This is a genomic window from Actinoallomurus sp. NPDC052274, assembly GCF_040679475.1.
GTDB classification, from domain to species: domain Bacteria; phylum Actinomycetota; class Actinomycetes; order Streptosporangiales; family Streptosporangiaceae; genus Actinoallomurus; species Actinoallomurus liliacearum.
Genome location: NZ_JBFAUT010000016.1, coordinates 112,323 through 131,678, shown reverse-complemented (window position 1 = coordinate 131,678; position 19,356 = coordinate 112,323). Strand labels below are relative to the sequence as shown.

Below are 19,356 nucleotides of genomic sequence, written 5' to 3'. Positions count from 1 at the left end.
CCGTCGCCATGGACTCCTGATCGCCCTGCTGTGCCCGTCGATGGCGACGGCGAAGACCTGCCGAGCCACGTCAGGACCGGTAGGCGGCCAGGAGGGACTCGCGGTCCTCGGCCGGGAGGTGGCGGACGGCCTCGCGGAAGGCGACGCCGGAGATCCGGTCGGTACGCTCGCGGACCCAGGAGGTCACCCAGCCCGGGTCCCGCTTGGACAGTTCGCGCAGGACCCAGCCCAGCGCCTTGCGGACGAAGAACTCCCGCTCCTCGATGAGCGCGTCCCCGTACTCCGACAGGCGGGTCAGGTCGGCCTCGCCGGTACGGATGCCCCGGATCAGGGCGAGCAGCGCGGTTCGCCGGATCCAGAGGTTGCCATCGCCCGGCCACAGATCGAGCGTCGTGGCCAGCCGCGGGTACCGCCAGATGAGAGCGCCGACGATCTTGATGGCGAGGACGTCGACGTACGCCCAGGTGTGCGACTCACGGATCATCCGCTCGATGATCGGCAGATCCCTCGCCTTCAGCAGCGCCCAGTTGCGGACCAGGACCTCGACGGCGGCCATCCGGGACTCGTGCACGGGCTCGTGCCAGAGGTCGCGGGCGAGGGCCAGGGTCTGTTCCCGGTCCCTTCCGGCGGCGGCGCGGACGGCGACCTCGCGGATGGCGGGAACCGGGACGCCGAGGTGCGGCAGGTCGCTCTTCAGATAGCACTTCTCCCGCTCGGCGCGGGCGGGATTCCCGAGGGTGCGCAGCTCGGCGACGAGGCTGTCGGAAGGGTTCACGCGGTCAGTATGGGACGCTGGTCCGACGGCGCGGCGTTCGCGCAGGCAGCAGGCCCCTAGACTGGGGACATCCCGAACTTCCGAAAGGCGTTCTCGGTGTCCGTCGAGTCAGTCGAGCAGTCCTTCGACACGGTCCTCGTTGTCGACTTCGGCGCGCAGTATGCGCAGCTCATCGCCCGTCGCGTGCGCGAGTGCCACGTGTTCAGCGAGATCGTTCCCTCGACCATGCCGGTCGAGGAGATGCTGGCCAAGCGGCCAAAGGCGATCATTTTGTCCGGCGGTCCCGCGTCGGTGTACGAACCGGGCGCGCCGGCCGTGCCCACCGGCCTGTTCGAGGCCGGAGTGCCCACCCTGGGCATCTGCTACGGCTTCCAGGCGATGGCCAAGGAGCTCGGCGGCACGGTCGCCAACTCCGACATCGCCGAGTACGGCGCGACGCCGCTCACGGTGCTCGACCAGGGCCGGCTCCTGGCGGGGCTGCCCACGGAGCAGTCGGTGTGGATGTCGCACCGTGTCACGTGCAGCGCCGCCCCGACCGGCTTCATCGTGACCGCCAGCACCGAGAGTGCCCCGGTCGCCGCCATGGAGGACGCCGCCCGCGGGCTCTACGGCGTGCAGTTCCACCCCGAGGTGATGCACACCGAGCACGGCCTGCAGGTGCTCAGGCACTTCCTGGAGGCGGCGGGCTGCCGCCCGTCCTGGACGATGGTCAACATCGTCGAGGAGTCGATCGAGGCCGTACGCGCCCAGGTCGGCGACAAGCGGGCGATCTGCGGGCTGTCCGGAGGCGTCGACTCGGCGGTGGCCGCCGCGCTCGTGCAGCGGGCCATCGGATCGCGGCTGACCTGCGTGTTCGTCGACCATGGGCTGCTGCGCAAGGGCGAGGCCGAGCAGGTCGAGAAGGACTTCGTCGCCGCGACCGGCGTCGACCTGAAGGTCGTCGACGCGGCCGACCGGTTCCTCGGGGCGCTGGACGGCGTCACCGACCCCGAGACCAAGCGCAAGATCATCGGCCGGGAGTTCATCCGGGTCTTCGAGGAGGCCGCCCGCGAGATCGTCGAGGAGCACGGCGAGGCCGTCGAGTTCCTCGTGCAGGGCACCCTCTACCCGGACGTCGTCGAGTCCGGCGGCGGCACCGGCGCGGCCAACATCAAGTCCCACCACAACGTCGGCGGGCTCCCCGAGGACCTTCAGTTCTCGCTGGTGGAGCCGCTGCGCACGCTGTTCAAGGACGAGGTGCGCCGGCTGGGCGAGGAGCTCGGCCTGCCGGCCGAGATCGTGTGGCGGCAGCCGTTCCCCGGCCCGGGCCTGGGCATCCGGATCATCGGCGCCGTGACCCGCGACCGCCTCGAGGTGCTCCGTGAGGCCGACGCGATCGCCCGCGAGGAGCTCACGCGCGCCGGCCTCGACCGCGACATCTGGCAGTTCCCGGTCGTGCTGCTCGCCGACGTCCGCTCGGTGGGGGTGCAGGGCGACGGCCGCACGTACGGCCACCCGGTCGTGCTGCGCCCGGTGACCAGCGAAGACGCCATGACGGCCGACTGGGCGCGGCTGCCGTACGACGTGCTGCAGCGGATGTCCACGCGGATCACCAACGAGGTGGCCGAGGTCAACCGCGTGGTCGTCGACATCACCAGCAAGCCGCCGGGCACCATCGAGTGGGAGTGACTCCCCGGCCGTGCCCCCGGCCCGGCGCGGCGCTCGCCGACCGGGCTGGGGCGCGGGTCACGCCGGGCTGAGCACGCCCTCGGCGTCGAGGGTGGCGGCGACCCCGTTCACGACGGCGGCCACGCGCAGGCCCTCCTGCACGAGCTCCCGCGAGAGGCCCTGCTCGCGCAGCGTCTTCTCGTGGGAGTCCAGGCACCGGCCGCAGCCGTTGATCGCCGACACGACGAGGCACCACAGCTCGAAGTCGGCCTTGTCGACGCCCGGGTTGCCGATCACGCTCATCCGCAGCTTCGCCGGCAGCGTCGAGTACGTCTCGTCCTCGAGCAGGTGCGTCGCGCGGTAGTAGACGTTGTTCATCGCCATGATGGCCGCGGCGGCCTTGGCCGCCTGGAACGCCTCCGCGGACAGGCGGTCGGCGGCGTCCTCCGACAGCGCCGCGATGACCTGCGGGCTGCGGGTCGCCAGCGCGGCGGCCAGGACGGAACCCCACAGCTGCTGCTCCGACAGCTGCGACGTGGACGTCACCGATCCGAGGTTCAGCTTGAGGTCCTTGGCGTACGCCGGCAGGGCGCTCTTCAGGGTCTCGACACCACTCATCTCATCCTCCAATGCTCCGAAGAAAGGCTGACGGGGCTCGCCCCCAGAGCCCCGTCATGACGACGGCCGGCCGCAGCACCAGCGGCCGGCCGGCGATGAGGCGGTCGATCAGGCGCCCGCCATCAGCTTCTTGGCGTCGAGCGTGGACTCGCCCTTGTTCCAGTTGCAGGGGCAGAGCTCGTCGGACTGCAGCGCGTCGAGGACCCGCAGGACCTCCTTGACGTTGCGGCCGACCGAGCCCGCGGTCACCATCGTGAACTGGATCTCGTTGTTCGGGTCGACGATGAAGGTCGCGCGCTGGGCCACGCCCTCGTCGGTGAGCACGCCGAGTTCCGCGGACAGCTCGCGCTTGACGTCCGACAGCATCGGGAACGGCAGCTCGCGCAGGTCCGGGTGGTCCTTGCGCCAGGCGTAGTGGACGAACTCCGAGTCGATGGAGACGCCGAGCACCTGCGCGTCCCGGTCAGCGAACTCCTCGTTCAGCCGGCCGAACTCCGCGATCTCCGTCGGACAGACGAAGGTGAAGTCCTTGGGCCAGAAGAACACGACGCGCCACTTGCCGTCGTAGGACTTGTGGTTGATCCGCTCGAACGCGTTGTCGGGGTCGAGCGAGACGCACGCCGTGAGGTCGTACTCCGGGAACTGATCACCGACCGTGAGCACTCGTAGGCCTCCTTGCCAGACGGGTGTTGGATGTGTTCCAGGGTGCCTTAGGTATCGTTGATCTGCGAAATCGGCTCCCCCGAAGGATTTCGATAGGAGATTACTATCAGTCGCCCGACCGTCGCCCAGCTTCGCGCGTTTCTCGCCCTGGCGGAGCACCTGCACTTCCGGGAGGCCGCGGCGGCGCTCCGGTTGAGCCAGCCCGCGCTGTCCGGCGCGGTGGCGGCCCTGGAGGAGACGCTGAACGCCCGCCTGGTGGAGCGCACCACGCGGCGGGTGCTGCTCACCCCCGAGGGCGAGCGCGTCGCGCGCCGCGCCCAGCGGGTGCTGGCCGAGCTCGACGGCCTGGTCGAGGAGGTGTCCGCGCCGCGCCGCCCGTTGAGCGGCCCGCTGCAGGTCGGCGTCATCCCGACCGTCGCGCCCTACCTGCTGCCGGCCGTGCTGCCCGACCTGGTTCGCGGGTACCCCGACCTGCGGCTCGCCATCCGCGAGCAGCGGACCGCCGCCCTGGTGGAGGACCTGCGCGGCGGCCGGCTCGAGGTCGCGATCCTGGCCCTGCCGGCGGATGAGGGGCTCGCCGAGCTCCCGCTGTACGAGGAGGACTTCGTCCTGCTCGCGCCGGAGTCGTACGGGCTGGGTCCCGGGCCGGTCGGCCGCGACGTGGTCCGCGACCTGGACGTGCTGCTGCTGAACGAGGGGCACTGCCTGCGGGACCAGGCCCTGGAGATCTGCCGGGAGGCCGGCGCCAGGCCCGGCGACGCCACGTACGCGACGAGCCTGGCGACGCTCGTCCAACTGGTGTCCGGCGGTCTCGGCGTGACGCTGGCGCCCGAGTCGGCGCTGCCGGTCGAGACGCGCCGTGACGAGCGCCTCACCGTGACCCGGTTCGAAGATCCGGCGCCGTACCGCCGGATAGGGATCGCCTATCGGCCGACGAGTCCGCGCGCCGACGACTTCGCGCTGCTCGCCGAGACGGTCCGGGCGGCCGTACGCGCCCGCCGCTGGCGGGTCCGGCTACAGGACGTCACCGGCCCAGGGGACGCCGGCCGCGCGGCGGCCCCGGCCGGCACCGGCTGAGGCCGCGGACGCTCCCCGAGCCGTATCCCGGAAAGAGGGGTTGATCGTCCGAATCCACGCTTCCCGGCCAGCATCCGCCCGCTCGGTTGACCGCGCCGCCGCGCGCCGAGCGGGCACCCGGGCCCCGGCGGAGAGCCACTCCGTCAGGACGGCTCTTTCGTAGGTGATGTCGTACTTGGCGGCGATGGGGTCGAGCTTGCGCGCGTCGAACCTTCCGCCGGTGGTGATGTGCGGCCTGGCCTCGATGAGGTCCTCGACGAAGCACTCCCAGCCGCCGGGAGAGGAGATCTGCAGCACGCGCGGAGGCGGGGTCGAACCCGGGCGCAGGGCGTGCGGGACACCGTGCGGCAGCAGAACGAACCGCCCGGGCGTGGCCCGGTGAACCCCGGCCGGCGAACTCGACGCCCAGCTCGCCGTCGAGCACGTAGACGATCTCGTCGAAGGTGTGGACGTGCGGCAGGGCGTCGTCGCCGTCGCGGTTCTCGAGGAGGGTGAAGCGCCCGCCGGTGTCGGCGACGCCCGCCTTGATGGTCGTCCCCGGTGGCAAGGTGCGCGAAGAATGCCTGCCCCTGCCCGACACGCGCCAGGCCCTGGCGGGCTTCCTGGCGCGCATCGGCCGCGTGCACGAGGAGGAGCGCGGGGTGTCCAGTGCCATCGAGGCCGCCCTGGGCGACACCGAACCACGCGGTCAGGTCGGCGCCGACCTGCTGGCGGTCGGTGCGGAGTTGCTGGAACGCGGCCGGTCCGACGGCACGCTGCGCCCCGATGCCGAGGTCGCCGACCTCTAAATGATCGCGGGAGCGGTCGCCGCCATCAGCCGGAACGCCGTGGGTGACTGGCGCCGCTTCATCGACATCGCCCTCGACGGGCTCGGCCCCCGGCCCTGAGCCCGCTGGCGGCGGGACGGATGCTCGGTGAACGCGGTGGCGAAGTGGGGCGAATGCCGCAGGGCGGCTCGTCCGCCAGGGTGTTAACCGAGCTTTTTGCCCGGCCATGGCCGCAAGGGGGCGGCCGATGGCGGTCGGGCCGGATCAGCGGCGGCGCCGGATGAGACGCCAGAGGACCAGCAGCACCGCGACGGCGGCGGCGACCGGAGCGGCCCGCTTGATGACGGCCGGACCGGCGACCTCCAGCAGGTCGATGGGCTCCGCCTCACGCCGAACCGGCGTCGTGGCAGCTCGGGCCGACTCGATGTCCGTCTCGGCGGGCACGCCGGCGGTCTTCTTCTCGCCCCCGACCTCGGCGGACGCCTCGGTGCCCGGCTCGACAGGCGTCCCGGCACCAGACTCGGCGGGGGCACCCGCGGTCTTCGCCTCGGCTCTGGCTTCGGCGGGGGCGCCGGTGGCCGTCTCGGCCGCGCGGACGTCTTGCGGCTCGGTCGGTCCGCTCTCGGGGGGAGTGCCGGTGCCTTCCGGTGCCGCTGGCTCGGACGCCAGCTCGGCGGCGAGGTTGTCGGCGAACCGGCCGATCAGCTTGCCGCCGACCTCGGCGAGGATGCCCCGGCCGAACTGCGCGGGCCGGCCGGTGACGTTCAGCTTGGTGTGCACGGTGACGCGCGTCCGGCCGTCGTCCTCGTGCAGGTGCGCCTGGACCGTGGCGGAGGCGGTGCCCGGTCCCCGCGCCTCCTTGCCGGACGCCTCGATCACGACCGTGCGGGTCTCCTCGTCACGCGAGGCGATGCGGGCCGTGCCCCGGTAGGTCACGGTCATCGCGCCGAGACGTACCTTCAGGCGGCCGGTGAACTCGTCGGTGTCGGCCTCGTCCAGCGTCGCCCCCGGCATGCAGGGCGCGATCCGCTCGACGTCGAGCAGCACCCGCCACGCCTGGTCCACCGGCACCGGAACGGTGAACTCGTGATCGAGTTCCATCGTTGCCTCCTCGCGATCGGCGGTCTGCGGGTGACATTACAGGGCAAATGGTGCGGTGACCCGCGCCCCGCCCACCTCAGGCGCATTCCGGTGCGTACCCGAGGTGAGCGGGGCGACACCGGGGTGTCAGACGCCCGCGGCGGCCGCGAGGGCGCGGGCGGTCAGGACCTGGGCGAGGTGTCGCCGGTACTCCGCCGAGCCGTGCAGGTCGCTCGGCGGACTCGTGCCCTCGGGGGCGTCCTGCGCCGCGGCCTGGAACGCCTCGCGGGAGGCCGGCCCGTCGGCGACGGCCGTCTCGACGGCATACGCCCGGACCGGCGTCGAGCCCATGTTCGTCAGGCCGACGCGTGCCTCGGCGATCTCGCCGTCCGTGCGCCGGACGAGGCACGCGACACCGACGATCGCCCACGCCTGCGCCGTACGGTGGAACTTCTCGTAGTGGAATCCCCAGCCGGTGTACTCCTTCGGCAGGCGGACGCCCAGGAGGATCTCGTCCGGCTCCAGCGCCGACGTCAGGTAGTCGGCGAAGAAGTCACGGGCGGGGATCTCCCGCGCCGACGTGACGAACACGGCGTCCATCGCCAGCACCACGGCGGGCAGGTCACCGGCCGGGTCGGCGTGCGCGAGGGAGCCGCCGATCGTGCCCCGATGCCGGACCGCCGGGTCGGCGACGGTGGAGGTGGCCGCGGCGAGCAGCGGCGCGTGCGCCTGGATCAGCGGGTCGCGGATCACCTCGTAGTGCGTGGTCATCGCCCCGACGAGCACCGAGTCGCCGTCGTCGCGCACCCCGCGCAGCTCCGACAGGCCGGAGACGTCGATGATCACCTCGGGGTAGGCCAGCCGGAGCCGGAGCAGCGGCAGCAGGCTCTGCCCGCCGGCGATGACCTTGCCCTCCTCGTCCGCCTCGCGCAGGGCCGCGACCGCGTCGCTCAGCGACGACGGCCGTACGTAGTCGAAGGTCGCCGGGATCATGCCGCACCTCCCGCGGAACCGAGGCCGCCGCCCGCGCCGGGTTCGGGCGCGCCTTCGGGCGGGGCCGAGCCCCGGCGCGCGCCGGTCAGCGCACGCCAGACCCGCTCGGGCGTGCAGGGCATGGGCACGTCGTCGACCCCGTACGGGCGAAGCGCGTCGACGATCGCGTTCACGACCGCCGGGGTCGAGGCGATCGTGCCGGCCTCGCCGACGCCCTTGACGCCCAGCGGGTTCGTGGTCGCCGGGGTCTCCGTACGGTCGGTGGTGAACGTCGGCAGGTCCGCCGCCGAGGGGATCAGGTAGTCGGCCATCGTGGTCGTCGTCAGGTTGCCGTCGGCGTCGTACACCGCCTCCTCGTACAGCGCCTGCGCGATGCCCTGCGCCAGACCGCCGTGCACCTGACCCTCGACGATCAGCGGGTTGACGACCTTGCCGACGTCGTCGACCGCGACGTACGAGCGGATCTTCACGAACCCGGTCTCGGTGTCCACCTCGGTGGCGCACAGGTGCGTGCCGTGCGGGAAGGAGAAGTTCTCCGGGTCGTGGGTCGCCTCGGAGTCCAGCGACGGCTCGAACCCCTCGGGCAGGTCGTGCGCCGCGAACGCGGCGAGGGCCACCTCCTGGAGCGTACGGGCCTGGCCCGGGACGCCCTTCACCGCGAACGACCCGGCGGAGAACTCGATGTCCCTCTCGTCGGCCTCCAGCAGGTGCGCGGCCATCCGGCGCGCCTTGTCGATCACCTTGTCGCAGGCGTTGAACAGCGCGACCCCGCCGACGGCGAGGGAACGCGAGCCGTACGTGTCCATGCCCTTGGGCGAGACGCTGGTGTCGCCGTGCAGCACCCGGACGTCCTCGAACGGCACGCCGAGCCGGTCGGCGGCGATCTGCGCCCACGCGGTCTCGTGCCCCTGCCCGTGCGCGGACGAGCCGGTGACGACCTCGACCTTGCCGGACGGCAGCACCCGTACGGACGCGTGCTCCCAGCCGCCCGCGCCGTAGGACAGCGAGCCCAGGACCCGGGACGGCGCCAGCCCGCACATCTCGGTGAAGGTGGACACGCCGATGCCCAGTTGCACGGGGTCGCCCCGGTCCCGCCGGTCGGCCTGTTCCGCGCGCAGCTTGTCGTACTCGAACAGCCGTACGGCCTTCTCGGTGGCGGCCTCGTAGTTGCCGGAGTCGTACGTCAGCCCGGAGATCGTGTCGTACGGGAACTCCTCGTGCCGGATCCAGTTGCGCCGGCGCACCTCGAGCGGGTCCAGGTCCAGCTCGTTCGCGAGCTCGTCCATCAGCCGCTCGATGCCGAACGTCGCCTCCGGCCGGCCCGCGCCCCGGTACGCGTCGGTGGGCGTCTTGTTCGTGAACACGCCGGTGCAGGTGAAGGAGTACGCGTCCATCTTGTAGATGCCGTTGAACATAAACGCGCCGAGCAGCGGGACGCCGGGCGTGACCAGCATGAGGTAGGCGCCCATGTCGGCGAGCAGGTCGACCTTCAGCCCGCGGATCCGGCCGTCGCGGTCGGCGGCGAGCGCCAGCCGTTGGATCTGGTCCCGGCCGTGGTGGACGGCCATGTTGCCCTCGCTGCGCGACTCGGTCCACTTGACCGGGCGGCCCAGCCGCCGGGCCAGCAGCAGGCAGACGACCTCCTCGCCGTACACCTGCAGCTTCGAGCCGAAGCCACCGCCGACGTCGGGCGCGACGACCCGCAGTTTGTGCTCGGGGATGCCGGTGACGGTCGCGAGCATCAGCCGCAGGATGTGCGGGATCTGGGTGGCCGACCACAGGGTGTACTCGTCGCCGACGGCAGAGCAGACGACGGCGCGGGGCTCCATCGCGGTCGGGATCAGCCGCTGCTGGACGTACCGGCGTTCGATCACCACGGGCGCGTCCCGGAAGGCCGCGTCCAGTTCACCCGCCTCGAACACCCAGGTGTAGCTCTTGTTCGTGCCCTTGTCGGTGTGGACGAGGTCGGCGCCCTCCTCGACCGCGCGCTCCATGTCGACCACCGCGGGCAGCGGCTCGTAGTCGACGTCGACGGCCTCCAGCGCGTCGACGGCGGCGTACCGGTCCCGGGCCACGACGACCGCCACCGGCTCGCCGACGTAGCGCACCTCGTCGACCGCGATCGGCGGGTGGTCGGGCAGGACCATGTCCTCGGTGACCGGCCACGCGCACGGCAGGCTGCCCTGCTCGTCGGCGAGGTCGGCGCCGGTGAAGACGGCGATCACGCCGGGCCGGGCCCGGGCGGCCTCGACGTCGATCCGGGTGATCCGGGCGTGACTGATCGGGCTGCGGAGGAACGCGGCGTGCAGCAGGCCGGGCAGTTGGATGTTGTCGGTCCAGGTGGTGCGCCCGGTGATCAGCCGGGCGTCCTCCGTACGCCTGCGGGCGCGGCCGACCTCCGCCTTCGCGTCCGGCGTACCCGGGGTGACCTGCTCGGCCACGGCCTCGGGGGCGATCTCGCTCATGAGACCTCCTTCGTCGGAGGAGTGACCGGGCGCGCTGTGCTTTCGGTTCGCTCGCTCATGAGCGCGCCTCCTCGCGCTGCTCGGTCGACCCGGCCTGGCGCATGTCGTCGGCGGCGCGGCGGACGGCGCGGACGATGTTCTGGTAGCCGGTGCAGCGGCACAGGTTGCCCTCGAGCCCGGCGCGGATCTCCTCGTCGGACGGGTCGGCGTTCTCACGGAGCAGGTCCAGGGCGGCCATGATCATGCCGGGGGTGCAGTAGCCGCACTGCAGGGCGTGCTCCTCGTGGAACGCGCGCTGCATCGGATGCAGGTTCTGCCCGTCGCCGAGGCCCTCGACGGTCGTGATCTCGTGCCCGTCCGCCTGTACTGCCAGGACGGAACAGCTCTTGACGCTGAGGCCGTCCACCAGGACGGTGCAGGCGCCGCAGTTCGACGTGTCGCAGCCGATCGGGGTGCCTACCTTGCCCAGCCGGTCGCGAAGATAGTGGGCGAGCAGGAGACGTGGTTCGACGTCGTCGTCGTATCTCACGCCGTCGACCTCTACCGACACGCGCGGCATACGTCCCTCCAGGATGTGCGGATTCCGATACGGGCAGGCCGTGCCCGGGAGGCCCTGCGGGCGTGCCGGAACGACACCCGATCGCGTACGGGAGGCGGGCCGGACCCGCCGGTCGCGTACGCGAGGCAGGCGGCGCTCACCGGCCGCGCGCCCGGCTTCCGGTGCACGGGTGGTGCTCGGGCGTCAGTCGTGGTTGAACTGGTGGTGACTGTTCACCTTGTGACTGCGTCGGGCGCCTTCACGGTGCTTGCGACGGATCTTGGCGGCGGCTCGTCTGATGCGTTTCGCACGGCTTCGCGACATCGCTTGCTCCAGTGGCAGGAGGCATGACGTGTTGTCAACGTAAGCCCGGAACGCCGCGAAAGGCCAGAGGGAGAACGAAACCTGACGGCGGGTTGACCCTGCCTCGGCCGTCCGGCGAACCCCCCCGCCGACACGCGTCACCACGCGCCCGACGCCCGCGCTGTCCCGGGTCGCCCTCGCCGAAGGCGGGCGCCCCCGTACGAGCGAACGGAAAGCTCGGTGAAAGAGCATCCGGGGGCGGCGTTCGAGCCCCGGCCGCGGACCGGATACCGCGGTTCGTCCCCGGCCGGGCGCAGGTGGCCGCGGGCAATCATCTGGCGCCGTGGCTCACCGGCCGTTGCGATGTGGTTCTCTTTCCCAATGCCGACAACGCGCCGGTCGAATGGGTCGTCGTCGACACGACGCGCATGAACGGCGTTTCGGCACCGCGTAAGGAGCAGAAGGCGGCCGTGACCGGGCTTTCGTCGGAAGGTTTCCAGCGAATTGTCCGAAGCGGTGGCATGGTGTTGTTCCGTCGCGTTTGAACGGAGGGGCCGTGACGAGTGTCGAGGAGCGTGTCGCCGGTGATCCCGGCCGGGCCGTCGCGGACGGGGAGGCCTTCGGCCGCCTGGCCCGCACCCTGGCGTTCGCTCGTCGCCACCGCGTCTTTCTCGCCGTTCTCGCGTCGGCCGTCGTGCTCCGCATGGTCGCGATGCTGGGTTTCCAGGGCGCCATGTGGTTCCCCGACTCCTATGACTACGTCAGCGGAGCCCTGAGCCTCACCCCCAACCTGATCCGGCCGAGCGGCTACTCCCTGTTCCTCTGGCTGCTGTTCCCGTTCCACAGTTTCACCCTCGTCGTGCTCGTCCAGCACGCGATGGGCGTCGCCGTGGGCGTGATGGTGTACGCGCTGCTGCGGCACCGGTTCGGGCTGCCCGGCTGGGCGGCGTCCGTGGCCGCGGTCCCCGCGCTGTTCGACGCCTTCGGCATGCAGCTCGAGCACATGATCATGTCCGACACGCCGTTCACCTTTCTGCTCACGCTGGCGATGACCCTCGCGCTGTGGGAGAAGAAGCCGAGCGCCCGGCGGATGGCCCTCGTCTGCCTGCTCGTCGGCCTCGCGGCGGTCACCCGCTCGGTGGGCCTGCCGATCCTCGTCGTCACCCTCGCCTGGCTGGTCGTACGACGGGCCGGGCGCCGCGCCGTCGTCGCGGGACTCGTCGCCGGGCTGCTGCCCGTCGCGCTGTACGCGGGGTGGTTCTCCTCCCGCACGAACCGGTTCGGGCTGACGTACAGCACGGGGATCTTCCTCTACAGCAGGACCATGCCGTTCGCGGACTGCCGGAAGATCAAGCCGCCGGTCGGCGAGCTGCCGCTGTGCATCGACACGCCTCCCGCGCAGCGAGGCCGGTCGCAGTTCTACATCTGGGGCCGGGTCTCGCCGTTCCACCGGCTCGGCGCGCGCAAGTTCACCCCGGACATCGAGAACCGGGCCGGCGACTTCGCCCAGCGGGCCATCATCGCGCAGCCGGGCGACTACGCCGAGACCGTGACCTCCGACCTGCTGCGGACGTTCCGGTGGCACCACCCGCCGTTCCCGGACTCGGACACGTACGACTACTACCTCTTCCAGCCGCACCCGCCGCAGCCGCCGTCGGTCGCGGTGGCGCGGATGCGACCGTACGACCCCGGACACGTCAAGACGAAGGTCGTCCGGCCGTACGCCTCGGTCATGCGGGTGTACCAGCGCTACTTCTTCGTGCGCGGCGCGGTGTTCGGCCTGATCCTGCTGCTGGGCCCAGGCGCCCTGGTGCGCCGGCGGTGGGACGCCCTGCTGCCCTGGACGATCGCGGTGGTGGCCATCGTCGTGCCGCCGACCACCGCCGAGTTCGACTACCGCTATGTGATCCCCGCACTGCCCGCCGCCTGCCTCGCCGCCGCCCTCGCCTTCACCCGGCGGGACGGCGACACCGATGACTTCATCGACCGGAGCGACCGGGGCCGCGCGGTGTGACCCTCCGCCAAATTCGGCGGGGGGCGAACGACTCGGACATCGCATGGACCAGAATGCCCCGGCGGCGGAGGCGGCACGAGCCGTCTCCATCCGCCGGGGCACTACTTCGTGGCCCTCTCCGGAGAGAGGGCCACTACCTCACGAACTTGCCGGACACCGAGAAGCGGCCGGGACCCTTCTGGTTGGCTCCAGGTCCGTGAACCGGACGCCCGCGTCGGTGCGGTCATCGCGGCGACTGCAAAAGAACGGTCCCTCTTCCGGGGGCCGTTCGTCGTTCAGACGCCAGCCGATCGGCTAGCTCCGCCCGAGCGTCTTGGTCCGGATGGGGGTCTCGGTGCCGGTCTTCTCCAGCGTCTTGGTCCGGATGGGGGTCTCGGTGCCGGTCTTCTCCAGCGTCTTGGTCTTGGCGCCGCTGGTCTGCCCGTCGTTGTTCCTGGCCATGCCGGCCGTCCTCTCAGTCGTTCATCGGTTGATGGCGCTCTTTAGAGACACCGTTGATCACCGTCCGTGTGATCGTCGTGCCCGCAAGCCGGTGGGGCTGGGTTTTCGTTCGGAGCCGGTGGTGCTGCCGGTCGTGGAGTTCGAGGCTCCGGCGAATCGATCGCGTCGAGGGCCGCGCGGAACCGGTTGACCGAGCGCATCAGCTCGTCGGGAAGGTCGTCGCGGCGGCTGCGAAAAGAACGACCCCGGGAAGGGGGCCGTTCGTCGTTCTCAGGTAGCGGATCAGCGCTACCGCCCGAGGGTCCTGTGGCCGACGGAGCCGCCGGCCCCGGAGCCGGGCTCAGCGCTCCAGCGTGTTGTGGTCGCTGGAGCGGCCGGTGTCGGTCCCGGACGTGCGGTCCGCCGTGCGCTCGCGGGCGGCGCCGCCGGTGTGGGTCTCGTCGCGCTCCGTCGTGAACTCGCGGGCGGAGCCGCCGGTCTGCTTGCTGTGGTTGTCGGCCATGTCAGCCGTCCTCTCAGTCGTTCATCCGTTGATGGCGCTCTATAGAGACGCTGATGGTCACTGTCCGGAGGAGCGCCGCCGGTAGCGCGCGTCCGACGTCGCTGGATTCTCGCCCGGTGCGGCCGACCGTGTGGTGCGACGTGCCTATGTTCGGATATGCCCTGCTTGGGGTTCTCGCGAGTGGACCTCACGGAACCTCCGACGGCCCGCTCGCCACAGCGGAGCGGACGGAACGCTCGGTGAAGCGGGTGGATCGCCCGCTGGTCTGAACCGTTATCCACTGGTTTCGGGTGTCGATCACCGAGCCTTCGGTGCGCCTCGGGCTGGGCGCTCTTTGGCTCGATGGGGAGGGTGTCGCGGCGGCTGCGAAAGGACGGCCCCCGGAAGGGGGCCATTCTAGGTTTCCATGCGGTGCGGGCGGTGCTGCCGGTCGTGGAGTTCGAGGCTCTTGCGTGCCGCCTCCGGATACCGGCGTACGAGCCGGTCGAGCCGGATCAGCTCGACGGCCACGGAGCCATCCGGCGCATCGATCGCGTCGAGAGCCGCGCGGAACCGGTTGACCGAGCGCATCAGCTCGTCGGGGGAGGTCATCGCTTCGGCGGGAGGGGAACGGAGATGACCTTCTTGATGAGCCGTACCGCCGTCTCGATCTCCTCCGCGCCGCAGATCGGCTTGTCCCAGCTCCACCACCAGCAGAGGCGTTCGTTCTCGTCCGGCTTGGCGGTGATGATCTCGGCGAGGTGATTACTGGTCCCCGGGGCGTGGACGTAGATCCGGGTGGGCCCCTGCTGCTGGGCGTCCAGGCCGGCCTCCTGGCAGGCGATGGTCAGTCTTCCGGCGAGCTCGTGAACGTCCTCGGTCGGATTTCCCATCCTCGTCACTCCTTGTCGTCGATTGACTACAAAGATTGACCGAGAAGTCGTACGCTGGGAGCCCCCAAATGCTTGACCGTGAGCGCACAAGAGGCACGTCCCCCGGTAGTGCGAAAGGTGTGCAGGAGATGTCGGGAAACCGAATGACCGCGCGGCAGTTCGTCGGCAAGGAGATCCGTCGCGCCCGCGAATCGAAGCAGCTCACCCGCGCCGAGCTGGCGAAGACCTTCCCGGTCTCCGAATCCCTCGTCGCATCGTGGGAAAACGGGCGACTCATCCCGAAGCCGGAATACCTACCTCACCTAATAAGCTCTTTGGGGCTTCCCGCCCTAATCCTGCGTATACTCGACGATCTGGTCAGCAGGGAGGTCGCACCCGAGTGGCTCGGCAAATGGACGGAAGCGGAGGCTGATTCGTCGGCCCTGCTCGCGTTCGCGCCGCTCGTGGTGCCCGGTCTCCTGCAGACGGATGACTACGCCCGCGCGGTCCTCTGTCTCGGGAAACCGGCTCCCCTTGATCTCGAGGGGCAGGTGAGCGTGCGACTGGCGAGACAGAAGGTGCTGACCCGCGAGGACCCGCCGCTCTACCACGCCGTGCTCGATGAGGCGGTGATCAGGCGCCCGGTCGGCGGCCCGGAGGTCATGCACGATCAATTGATGCGACTGGTGGAGCTCTCACGGCGCGATCACATCATCGTCCAGGTGATCCCGTTCAGCGTGGGGGCGCACGCCGGATTCGCCGGTGGCCCGATCGAACTGGCGAGCATCGACGGCGCGGAGGTCGCCTACGTCGATAATGCGCTCCGCGGGGACGTGATAGAAAAAACGGAAGACGTGGCGGCTATCCGGCGGCTCTGGCAGATGCTGAGCGCCAAGGCGCTGCACGAAGAGGCATCCATCGAGCTCATCACGAAGGCAGCGGAAACATGGGCAACCTGAGCTGGCGTAAGTCGACGCGCAGCACGAACAACGGCGGTAGTTGCGTCGAGGTCGCCGTTGTCGAGGAGAGCGGCAAGTGACGTGAGCGGCGCCGCATAGGCGTCGTTCCCCCGGACGTCCCCCGTCCTTGCTTACCGGAGCCAAGGGCGGGGGATTTCTCATGTCCGGCCGCTGCGGCGGGATCAGCGCTCGCGGATCAGGAGGGGCTGGTTGACGTCGCCGATACGGCCGTCAAGGTCGGAGACGGTGGCGTGGGTGACGCCGAGACCGTCGTCGGCCAGGTGGGTGCGGCAGGCCAGGTGCACCCATTCGCCATCGGGGTGGCGCAGCAGGGTGGTGGTCATCGTGGGCGGGATGGACAGCCACTCCTGGATGGGCAGCGTCGCCGACAGCCCGTTGGCGGCGTCGGCGACGATCAGCGTACGGGCCAGGCCGGTGATCTTCTGGTCCGCGATCAACGGGATGCGTACACGGGTCCAGACCTCGGCGAAGCCGCGCGGTTCACGGTCGCCGCGAATGAACCGCCATTCGATGGCCTGACCATAGCCCCAGTCGCCCATGCCGAGCAGTTCGTGCCACTCGTCCGGGTCCTGCGGGATCGGCGGCGGCTGGATCCGTTCGGTCTCCGCCGGGGGAGTGGGGCCGGTCGCGATGTGCCAGGTGCGGGCGGTCACCGCGGTCTTCCCGTCGATGACCATGTGCGCCTCGGTGAGGCGGACCTGCCGGCCGGGCCGCAGCGTGGTGACCTCGATGCGGGCGGGACGGCGCGGGATGGGGCCGAGGAAGTCCACCGAGATCCGTGCCAGGCGCATGCCGGGGCCGACGGTGGCGTCGATGACGTGGGCCAGCAGCGCGGTCGGGGGTCCGCCGTGCTGCGCGCTGCCGTCCCAGGGGCTCTCGGTGGCGATCGTCGGCTCGTAGACGTCGTCGCCGGCCGGCAGGTAGAAGGCGTCGGGCTGATCACTCATGCCCCAATCCTCCGGGACGAGGTCGCGGCCGTGGCAGGGGGGCCTGGGTCTCGCTGGGCGGCCCATCGCGTTTCGTGCTGTCTACTGAGCGGAGAAATCTCTCCGCTCAGTAGACAGTCCTGGCGGACACGATGTCACCTCGGCGGGCGCTTTGCCGGAGCCGCCCGTTCCGTTCCCCGGGGCGGTCCTCAAAGCCGTACCGATCGGTGGTCGGCTCCGCGCCGGGCTCCTGCGGTCGCCCGAACGTTCGCGTACGCCTCGAACCTCGGGTCGGATTTTCGCCAGCGGTCGCGTACGAAAAGGGGCAAGGTCGTCCAGGGTCGATGATCGAAGCGGCGTGAGGACGGGGAACATGCACAAGGTCGCCGAGTTGAAGGTGCTCTACTTCGGGACGCCGGTGGTCCTCATCGGCTCGCGGAACGAGGACGGTTCCTCGAACCTCGCGCCGATGTCGTCGGCGTGGTGGCTGGGCGACTGCGCCATGCTGGGCCTCGGCAACAGCGGCCAGACGACCGCGAATCTCCGGCGGGAGCGCGAGTGTGTGCTGAACCTCGCGTCCTCGGCGATGGTGGACGCGGTCGACCGGCTGGCGCTGCTCACCGGGAAACCCGAGGTGTCCGAGTACAAGCTGCGGCAGGGGTACCGGCACGAGCGGGACAAGTTCGGGGTGGCCGGGCTCACCGAGCAGCCCGCCGACCTGGTGAAGGCGCCGCGGGTCGCGGAGTGTCCGATTCAGCTCGAGTGCGTGGTCGAGGCGATCCACCCGTTCGAGGGCCCGGATCTGCGCGCGACGGCGTTCCAGGTGAGGGTCGTCCGCGCGCACGTCGAGGAGAACCTGATCATCCCCGGCACGCACTACGTCGACCCGCTGCGGTGGGACCCGCTGATCATGAAGTTCTGCGAGTTCTTCGGCGGCGGCCAGAACGTCCACCCGTCCCGGCTCGCCGAAGGGTGGGAGATGCCGCACCGGATGAACTATTCGGACGGCGGTTCGATGAACGACAGCTCGATGCGGGGGTTGACCGGGTCGGGCGGGAACTCCTCGGTCATCTCCTCGCCGATCGGCGTCCCGGCCGAGTCGTAGCTGTAGCCGAGCTCCAACCGCATCCTCGGATAGGCACGGAGGAACTGCTGGATGACGTCCCGGCACGCCGGGCAGGGAAACAGTTCGCTGTACATCCGCAGCCGGCCCTTGACGCGGCGATCCGGATGCAGCCGGACGAACGCCTCGATCACCTTGTACTCCGCGTGCGTCTCGCTCGGATCAGGGCCGGCGGCGCACGGGGGCGGGGTGAAGATGGGGGAGGACGGGACCGGCGCGAGATCGGGGTCATCGTTGTCCGGACCGGTGACGGCGTCCAGCGATCCGCGCTTGCCGGACACCTTGTAGTCGGCCGTGACGACGTTCTCCATGCTGCCTTTCCCGGATGGGGCCTGGGGTGATGGCCTGCGGGACGGCGCTCAGTCCAGGGGATCGCCGTTCTCCTCCACCTGCGTCATCGTGAATCGTCCGCCGGCCTCAAGGTCACGGTAGACGCCCAACTCCTCTCGGCGCAGCTCGATCAACGACAGGAGGAAGGCGCGGAAGGTCGGCCACGGATTGGTCGGCTGCTCTTCTTCGATGTAGTTCCACACGCCCGGATCGTCGCCGGCGGCGCCGATCGCCGGGAGGTAGTAGATGACGTAGCCCTGATGCATCGCGATGACCAGGGCGTCATCGAGGATCCCCGGGTCGGCCCCGTCCTCGGCGAGGATCTCCCGTGCCGACTCCTTGATCCGCAGGAGATCCTCGTAGGACCAGTCGGTGCCGCTCAGCAGCGGGTAGGGGCTCTTGCCCATGACGCGGAGGAAGTCGCGATACAGGCCTGGAATGCGGGAGACCCGCTGTACCCGCATCAGCTCGTCGATCTCCGCCTCGGAGCAGCCGACCACATCCTTCGAACGGACCAGTCCCTCGTCGAGCAGATGGTCTCTGAACTCTTCGATCGAGAAGGTTTTCGGGTTCACGTCCGCGCTCGCTTGTGATGACTGACGTTGATCCTGCTGTTCGCCGGATCAGAGACGAAATTGTTCTGTCGGCCCTCCGTGAGCGGGCCGGCTCCCTCGCGGTAAGTGTAGGCGATGTCCACTTTCATATTGGGATACCGTTGTAAGAAGTCCTGAGTTGACCGGGCACAGGCCGGACAGGGATGTCGCTCCGTGTAGAGGGTGATACGACCCCGGGTGTTGGTGTCCGGGAACTTACGGGCGAAATCCTCGTAGATCTTCTTCTCGGAGTCGTACTCTCGAGAATGGCGGCCGGCATTGCGATTCGGGAATATGTCGGGTCCACTCCGGTCGACGTCGGTAAATCCCCTGTCGGCGTAGTTCTTCTTCCCGCTGACCGCGTCGATTGTCCCGGTATGGCTGCGCCCATTCTTGTCGTACACGTGAAAATCGGACGTTGCGACGTTGGACTCTTTCTTGGAGTTCGGCAGCCTCGATCGGAGCTCCTTGTTGCGCTCGACGAGGTTTTTGAAGCGGGGATTGTCGCTCTTGCCGTGGCGGACGCTCAGCGGGCCGTGGCCGCGGGGGCCGCCTCGCGGTTTCGGGAGCATCCGGTCGACGCCGAGCTTCTTGTAGACGCCCTTCGCCGCGCCCTCGCCCGCCTTCACGGCGGCCTTGTAGCGGCCCTTCTTGCCTCTGCCCACGTGTG

The 19,356-nt window shown here is 70.2% G+C and carries 23 protein-coding genes; 8 read left to right on the top strand and 15 right to left on the bottom strand.

The features are described 5' to 3' along the window. Nucleotides 1-70: 70 nt before the first annotated feature. Nucleotides 71-775: a DNA alkylation repair protein gene (locus AB0K82_RS16520; protein ID WP_364397663.1), complete on the bottom strand. Its 705-nt coding sequence runs from the start codon at nucleotides 773-775 to the stop codon at nucleotides 71-73. Nucleotides 776-871: 96 nt separating this feature from the next. On the opposite strand from AB0K82_RS16520, the gene guaA reads away from it, so the two are divergent. Next, on the top strand, nucleotides 872-2,443 hold the full coding sequence (gene guaA / locus AB0K82_RS16515; protein WP_364397661.1) for a glutamine-hydrolyzing GMP synthase: 1,572 nt from the start codon (nucleotides 872-874) through the stop codon (nucleotides 2,441-2,443). Between the two features lie 57 nt (nucleotides 2,444-2,500). Here the strand turns inward: guaA and AB0K82_RS16510 are convergent, their stop codons facing one another. Both AB0K82_RS16510 and AB0K82_RS16505 read right to left on the bottom strand, forming a co-directional pair. Continuing rightward, entirely contained in the window at nucleotides 2,501-3,040 is a 540-nt protein-coding gene (locus AB0K82_RS16510) for a carboxymuconolactone decarboxylase family protein (protein ID WP_364397660.1), read from the bottom strand. A 108-nt stretch (nucleotides 3,041-3,148) separates the two neighbouring features. Then, nucleotides 3,149-3,703, bottom strand: coding sequence for a peroxiredoxin (locus AB0K82_RS16505; RefSeq protein ID WP_364397658.1), 555 nt, complete (start codon nucleotides 3,701-3,703; stop codon nucleotides 3,149-3,151). A 99-nt stretch (nucleotides 3,704-3,802) separates the two neighbouring features. On the opposite strand from AB0K82_RS16505, the gene AB0K82_RS16500 reads away from it, so the two are divergent. Then, nucleotides 3,803-4,780: a LysR substrate-binding domain-containing protein gene (locus AB0K82_RS16500; RefSeq protein WP_364397714.1), complete on the top strand. Its 978-nt coding sequence runs from the start codon at nucleotides 3,803-3,805 to the stop codon at nucleotides 4,778-4,780. Between the two features lie 491 nt (nucleotides 4,781-5,271). Next, nucleotides 5,272-5,568: a hypothetical protein gene (locus tag AB0K82_RS16495; protein ID WP_364397656.1), complete on the top strand. Its 297-nt coding sequence runs from the start codon at nucleotides 5,272-5,274 to the stop codon at nucleotides 5,566-5,568. Nucleotides 5,569-5,811: 243 nt separating this feature from the next. Here AB0K82_RS16495 and AB0K82_RS16490 read toward each other — a convergent pair whose 3' ends face one another. The 4 genes from AB0K82_RS16490 to AB0K82_RS16475 all read right to left on the bottom strand — a co-directional run bounded on the left by AB0K82_RS16490 (nucleotide 5,812) and on the right by AB0K82_RS16475 (nucleotide 10,644). Further along, entirely contained in the window at nucleotides 5,812-6,648 is an 837-nt protein-coding gene (locus tag AB0K82_RS16490; RefSeq protein ID WP_364397654.1) for an SRPBCC domain-containing protein, read from the bottom strand. A gap of 126 nt (nucleotides 6,649-6,774) precedes the next feature. Next, nucleotides 6,775-7,620, bottom strand: a complete 846-nt coding sequence (locus AB0K82_RS16485; protein ID WP_364397652.1) for a xanthine dehydrogenase family protein subunit M — start codon at nucleotides 7,618-7,620, stop codon at nucleotides 6,775-6,777. Beyond that, nucleotides 7,617-10,085, bottom strand: a complete 2,469-nt coding sequence (locus AB0K82_RS16480) for a xanthine dehydrogenase family protein molybdopterin-binding subunit (RefSeq protein ID WP_364397650.1) — start codon at nucleotides 10,083-10,085, stop codon at nucleotides 7,617-7,619. The genes AB0K82_RS16485 and AB0K82_RS16480 overlap by 4 nt, the downstream gene beginning before the upstream one ends. Before the next feature lie 55 nt (nucleotides 10,086-10,140). Further along, complete coding sequence (locus AB0K82_RS16475) at nucleotides 10,141-10,644, bottom strand: (2Fe-2S)-binding protein (RefSeq protein ID WP_364397648.1); 504 nt, start codon at nucleotides 10,642-10,644, stop codon at nucleotides 10,141-10,143. A 599-nt stretch (nucleotides 10,645-11,243) separates the two neighbouring features. Here AB0K82_RS16475 and AB0K82_RS16470 point away from each other — a divergent pair. Together AB0K82_RS16470 and AB0K82_RS16465 are read left to right on the top strand one after the other, a co-directional pair. Then, on the top strand, nucleotides 11,244-11,471 hold the full coding sequence (locus AB0K82_RS16470; RefSeq protein ID WP_364397647.1) for a hypothetical protein: 228 nt from the start codon (nucleotides 11,244-11,246) through the stop codon (nucleotides 11,469-11,471). A gap of 11 nt (nucleotides 11,472-11,482) precedes the next feature. After that, complete coding sequence (locus AB0K82_RS16465) at nucleotides 11,483-12,940, top strand: hypothetical protein (protein WP_364397645.1); 1,458 nt, start codon at nucleotides 11,483-11,485, stop codon at nucleotides 12,938-12,940. Nucleotides 12,941-13,234: 294 nt separating this feature from the next. On the opposite strand, the gene AB0K82_RS16460 is transcribed toward AB0K82_RS16465, so the two are convergent. The 4 genes from AB0K82_RS16460 to AB0K82_RS16445 form a co-directional block, all read right to left on the bottom strand. Further along, nucleotides 13,235-13,381 carry a hypothetical protein gene (locus tag AB0K82_RS16460; RefSeq protein WP_364397643.1) on the bottom strand — a complete coding sequence of 49 codons (147 nt, stop codon included), beginning with the start codon at nucleotides 13,379-13,381 and terminating at the stop codon, nucleotides 13,235-13,237. A 340-nt stretch (nucleotides 13,382-13,721) separates the two neighbouring features. After that, entirely contained in the window at nucleotides 13,722-13,883 is a 162-nt protein-coding gene (locus AB0K82_RS16455) for a hypothetical protein (protein ID WP_364397642.1), read from the bottom strand. Nucleotides 13,884-14,279: 396 nt separating this feature from the next. Continuing rightward, complete coding sequence (locus AB0K82_RS16450) at nucleotides 14,280-14,474, bottom strand: hypothetical protein (protein ID WP_364397640.1); 195 nt, start codon at nucleotides 14,472-14,474, stop codon at nucleotides 14,280-14,282. Beyond that, nucleotides 14,471-14,755 carry a hypothetical protein gene (locus tag AB0K82_RS16445; RefSeq protein WP_364397638.1) on the bottom strand — a complete coding sequence of 95 codons (285 nt, stop codon included), beginning with the start codon at nucleotides 14,753-14,755 and terminating at the stop codon, nucleotides 14,471-14,473. Before AB0K82_RS16445 ends, AB0K82_RS16450 begins: the two co-directional genes overlap by 4 nt. Nucleotides 14,756-14,898: 143 nt before the next feature. Between AB0K82_RS16445 and AB0K82_RS16440 the strand changes: the two genes are divergently transcribed. Further along, nucleotides 14,899-15,693 carry a helix-turn-helix transcriptional regulator gene (locus AB0K82_RS16440; protein ID WP_364397636.1) on the top strand — a complete coding sequence of 265 codons (795 nt, stop codon included), beginning with the start codon at nucleotides 14,899-14,901 and terminating at the stop codon, nucleotides 15,691-15,693. Further along, a complete protein-coding gene (locus AB0K82_RS16435) occupies nucleotides 15,681-15,773 on the top strand; it encodes a DUF397 domain-containing protein (protein ID WP_364397635.1) in 93 nt (30 codons plus the stop codon). Before AB0K82_RS16440 ends, AB0K82_RS16435 begins: the two co-directional genes overlap by 13 nt. 102 nt (nucleotides 15,774-15,875) lie before the next feature. Here AB0K82_RS16435 and AB0K82_RS16430 read toward each other — a convergent pair whose 3' ends face one another. After that, a complete protein-coding gene (locus tag AB0K82_RS16430) occupies nucleotides 15,876-16,661 on the bottom strand; it encodes a thioesterase family protein (RefSeq protein ID WP_364397633.1) in 786 nt (261 codons plus the stop codon). Nucleotides 16,662-17,013: 352 nt separating this feature from the next. On the opposite strand from AB0K82_RS16430, the gene AB0K82_RS16425 reads away from it, so the two are divergent. Beyond that, nucleotides 17,014-17,745 carry a flavin reductase family protein gene (locus tag AB0K82_RS16425; RefSeq protein WP_364397632.1) on the top strand — a complete coding sequence of 244 codons (732 nt, stop codon included), beginning with the start codon at nucleotides 17,014-17,016 and terminating at the stop codon, nucleotides 17,743-17,745. Here AB0K82_RS16425 and AB0K82_RS16420 read toward each other — a convergent pair. From AB0K82_RS16420 to AB0K82_RS16410, 3 genes are read right to left on the bottom strand one after another with little or no spacing between them, the layout of a single operon-like run. Next, a complete protein-coding gene (locus tag AB0K82_RS16420; RefSeq protein WP_364397630.1) occupies nucleotides 17,637-18,074 on the bottom strand; it encodes a deaminase domain-containing protein in 438 nt (145 codons plus the stop codon). The two genes, AB0K82_RS16425 and AB0K82_RS16420, sit on opposite strands and share 109 nt — an antisense overlap. A 48-nt stretch (nucleotides 18,075-18,122) precedes the next feature. Continuing rightward, entirely contained in the window at nucleotides 18,123-18,668 is a 546-nt protein-coding gene (locus AB0K82_RS16415) for an SMI1/KNR4 family protein (RefSeq protein ID WP_364397628.1), read from the bottom strand. Then, nucleotides 18,665-19,351: a deaminase domain-containing protein gene (locus AB0K82_RS16410; protein WP_364397627.1), complete on the bottom strand. Its 687-nt coding sequence runs from the start codon at nucleotides 19,349-19,351 to the stop codon at nucleotides 18,665-18,667. The genes AB0K82_RS16415 and AB0K82_RS16410 overlap by 4 nt, the downstream gene beginning before the upstream one ends. Nucleotides 19,352-19,356 lie beyond the last annotated feature (5 nt).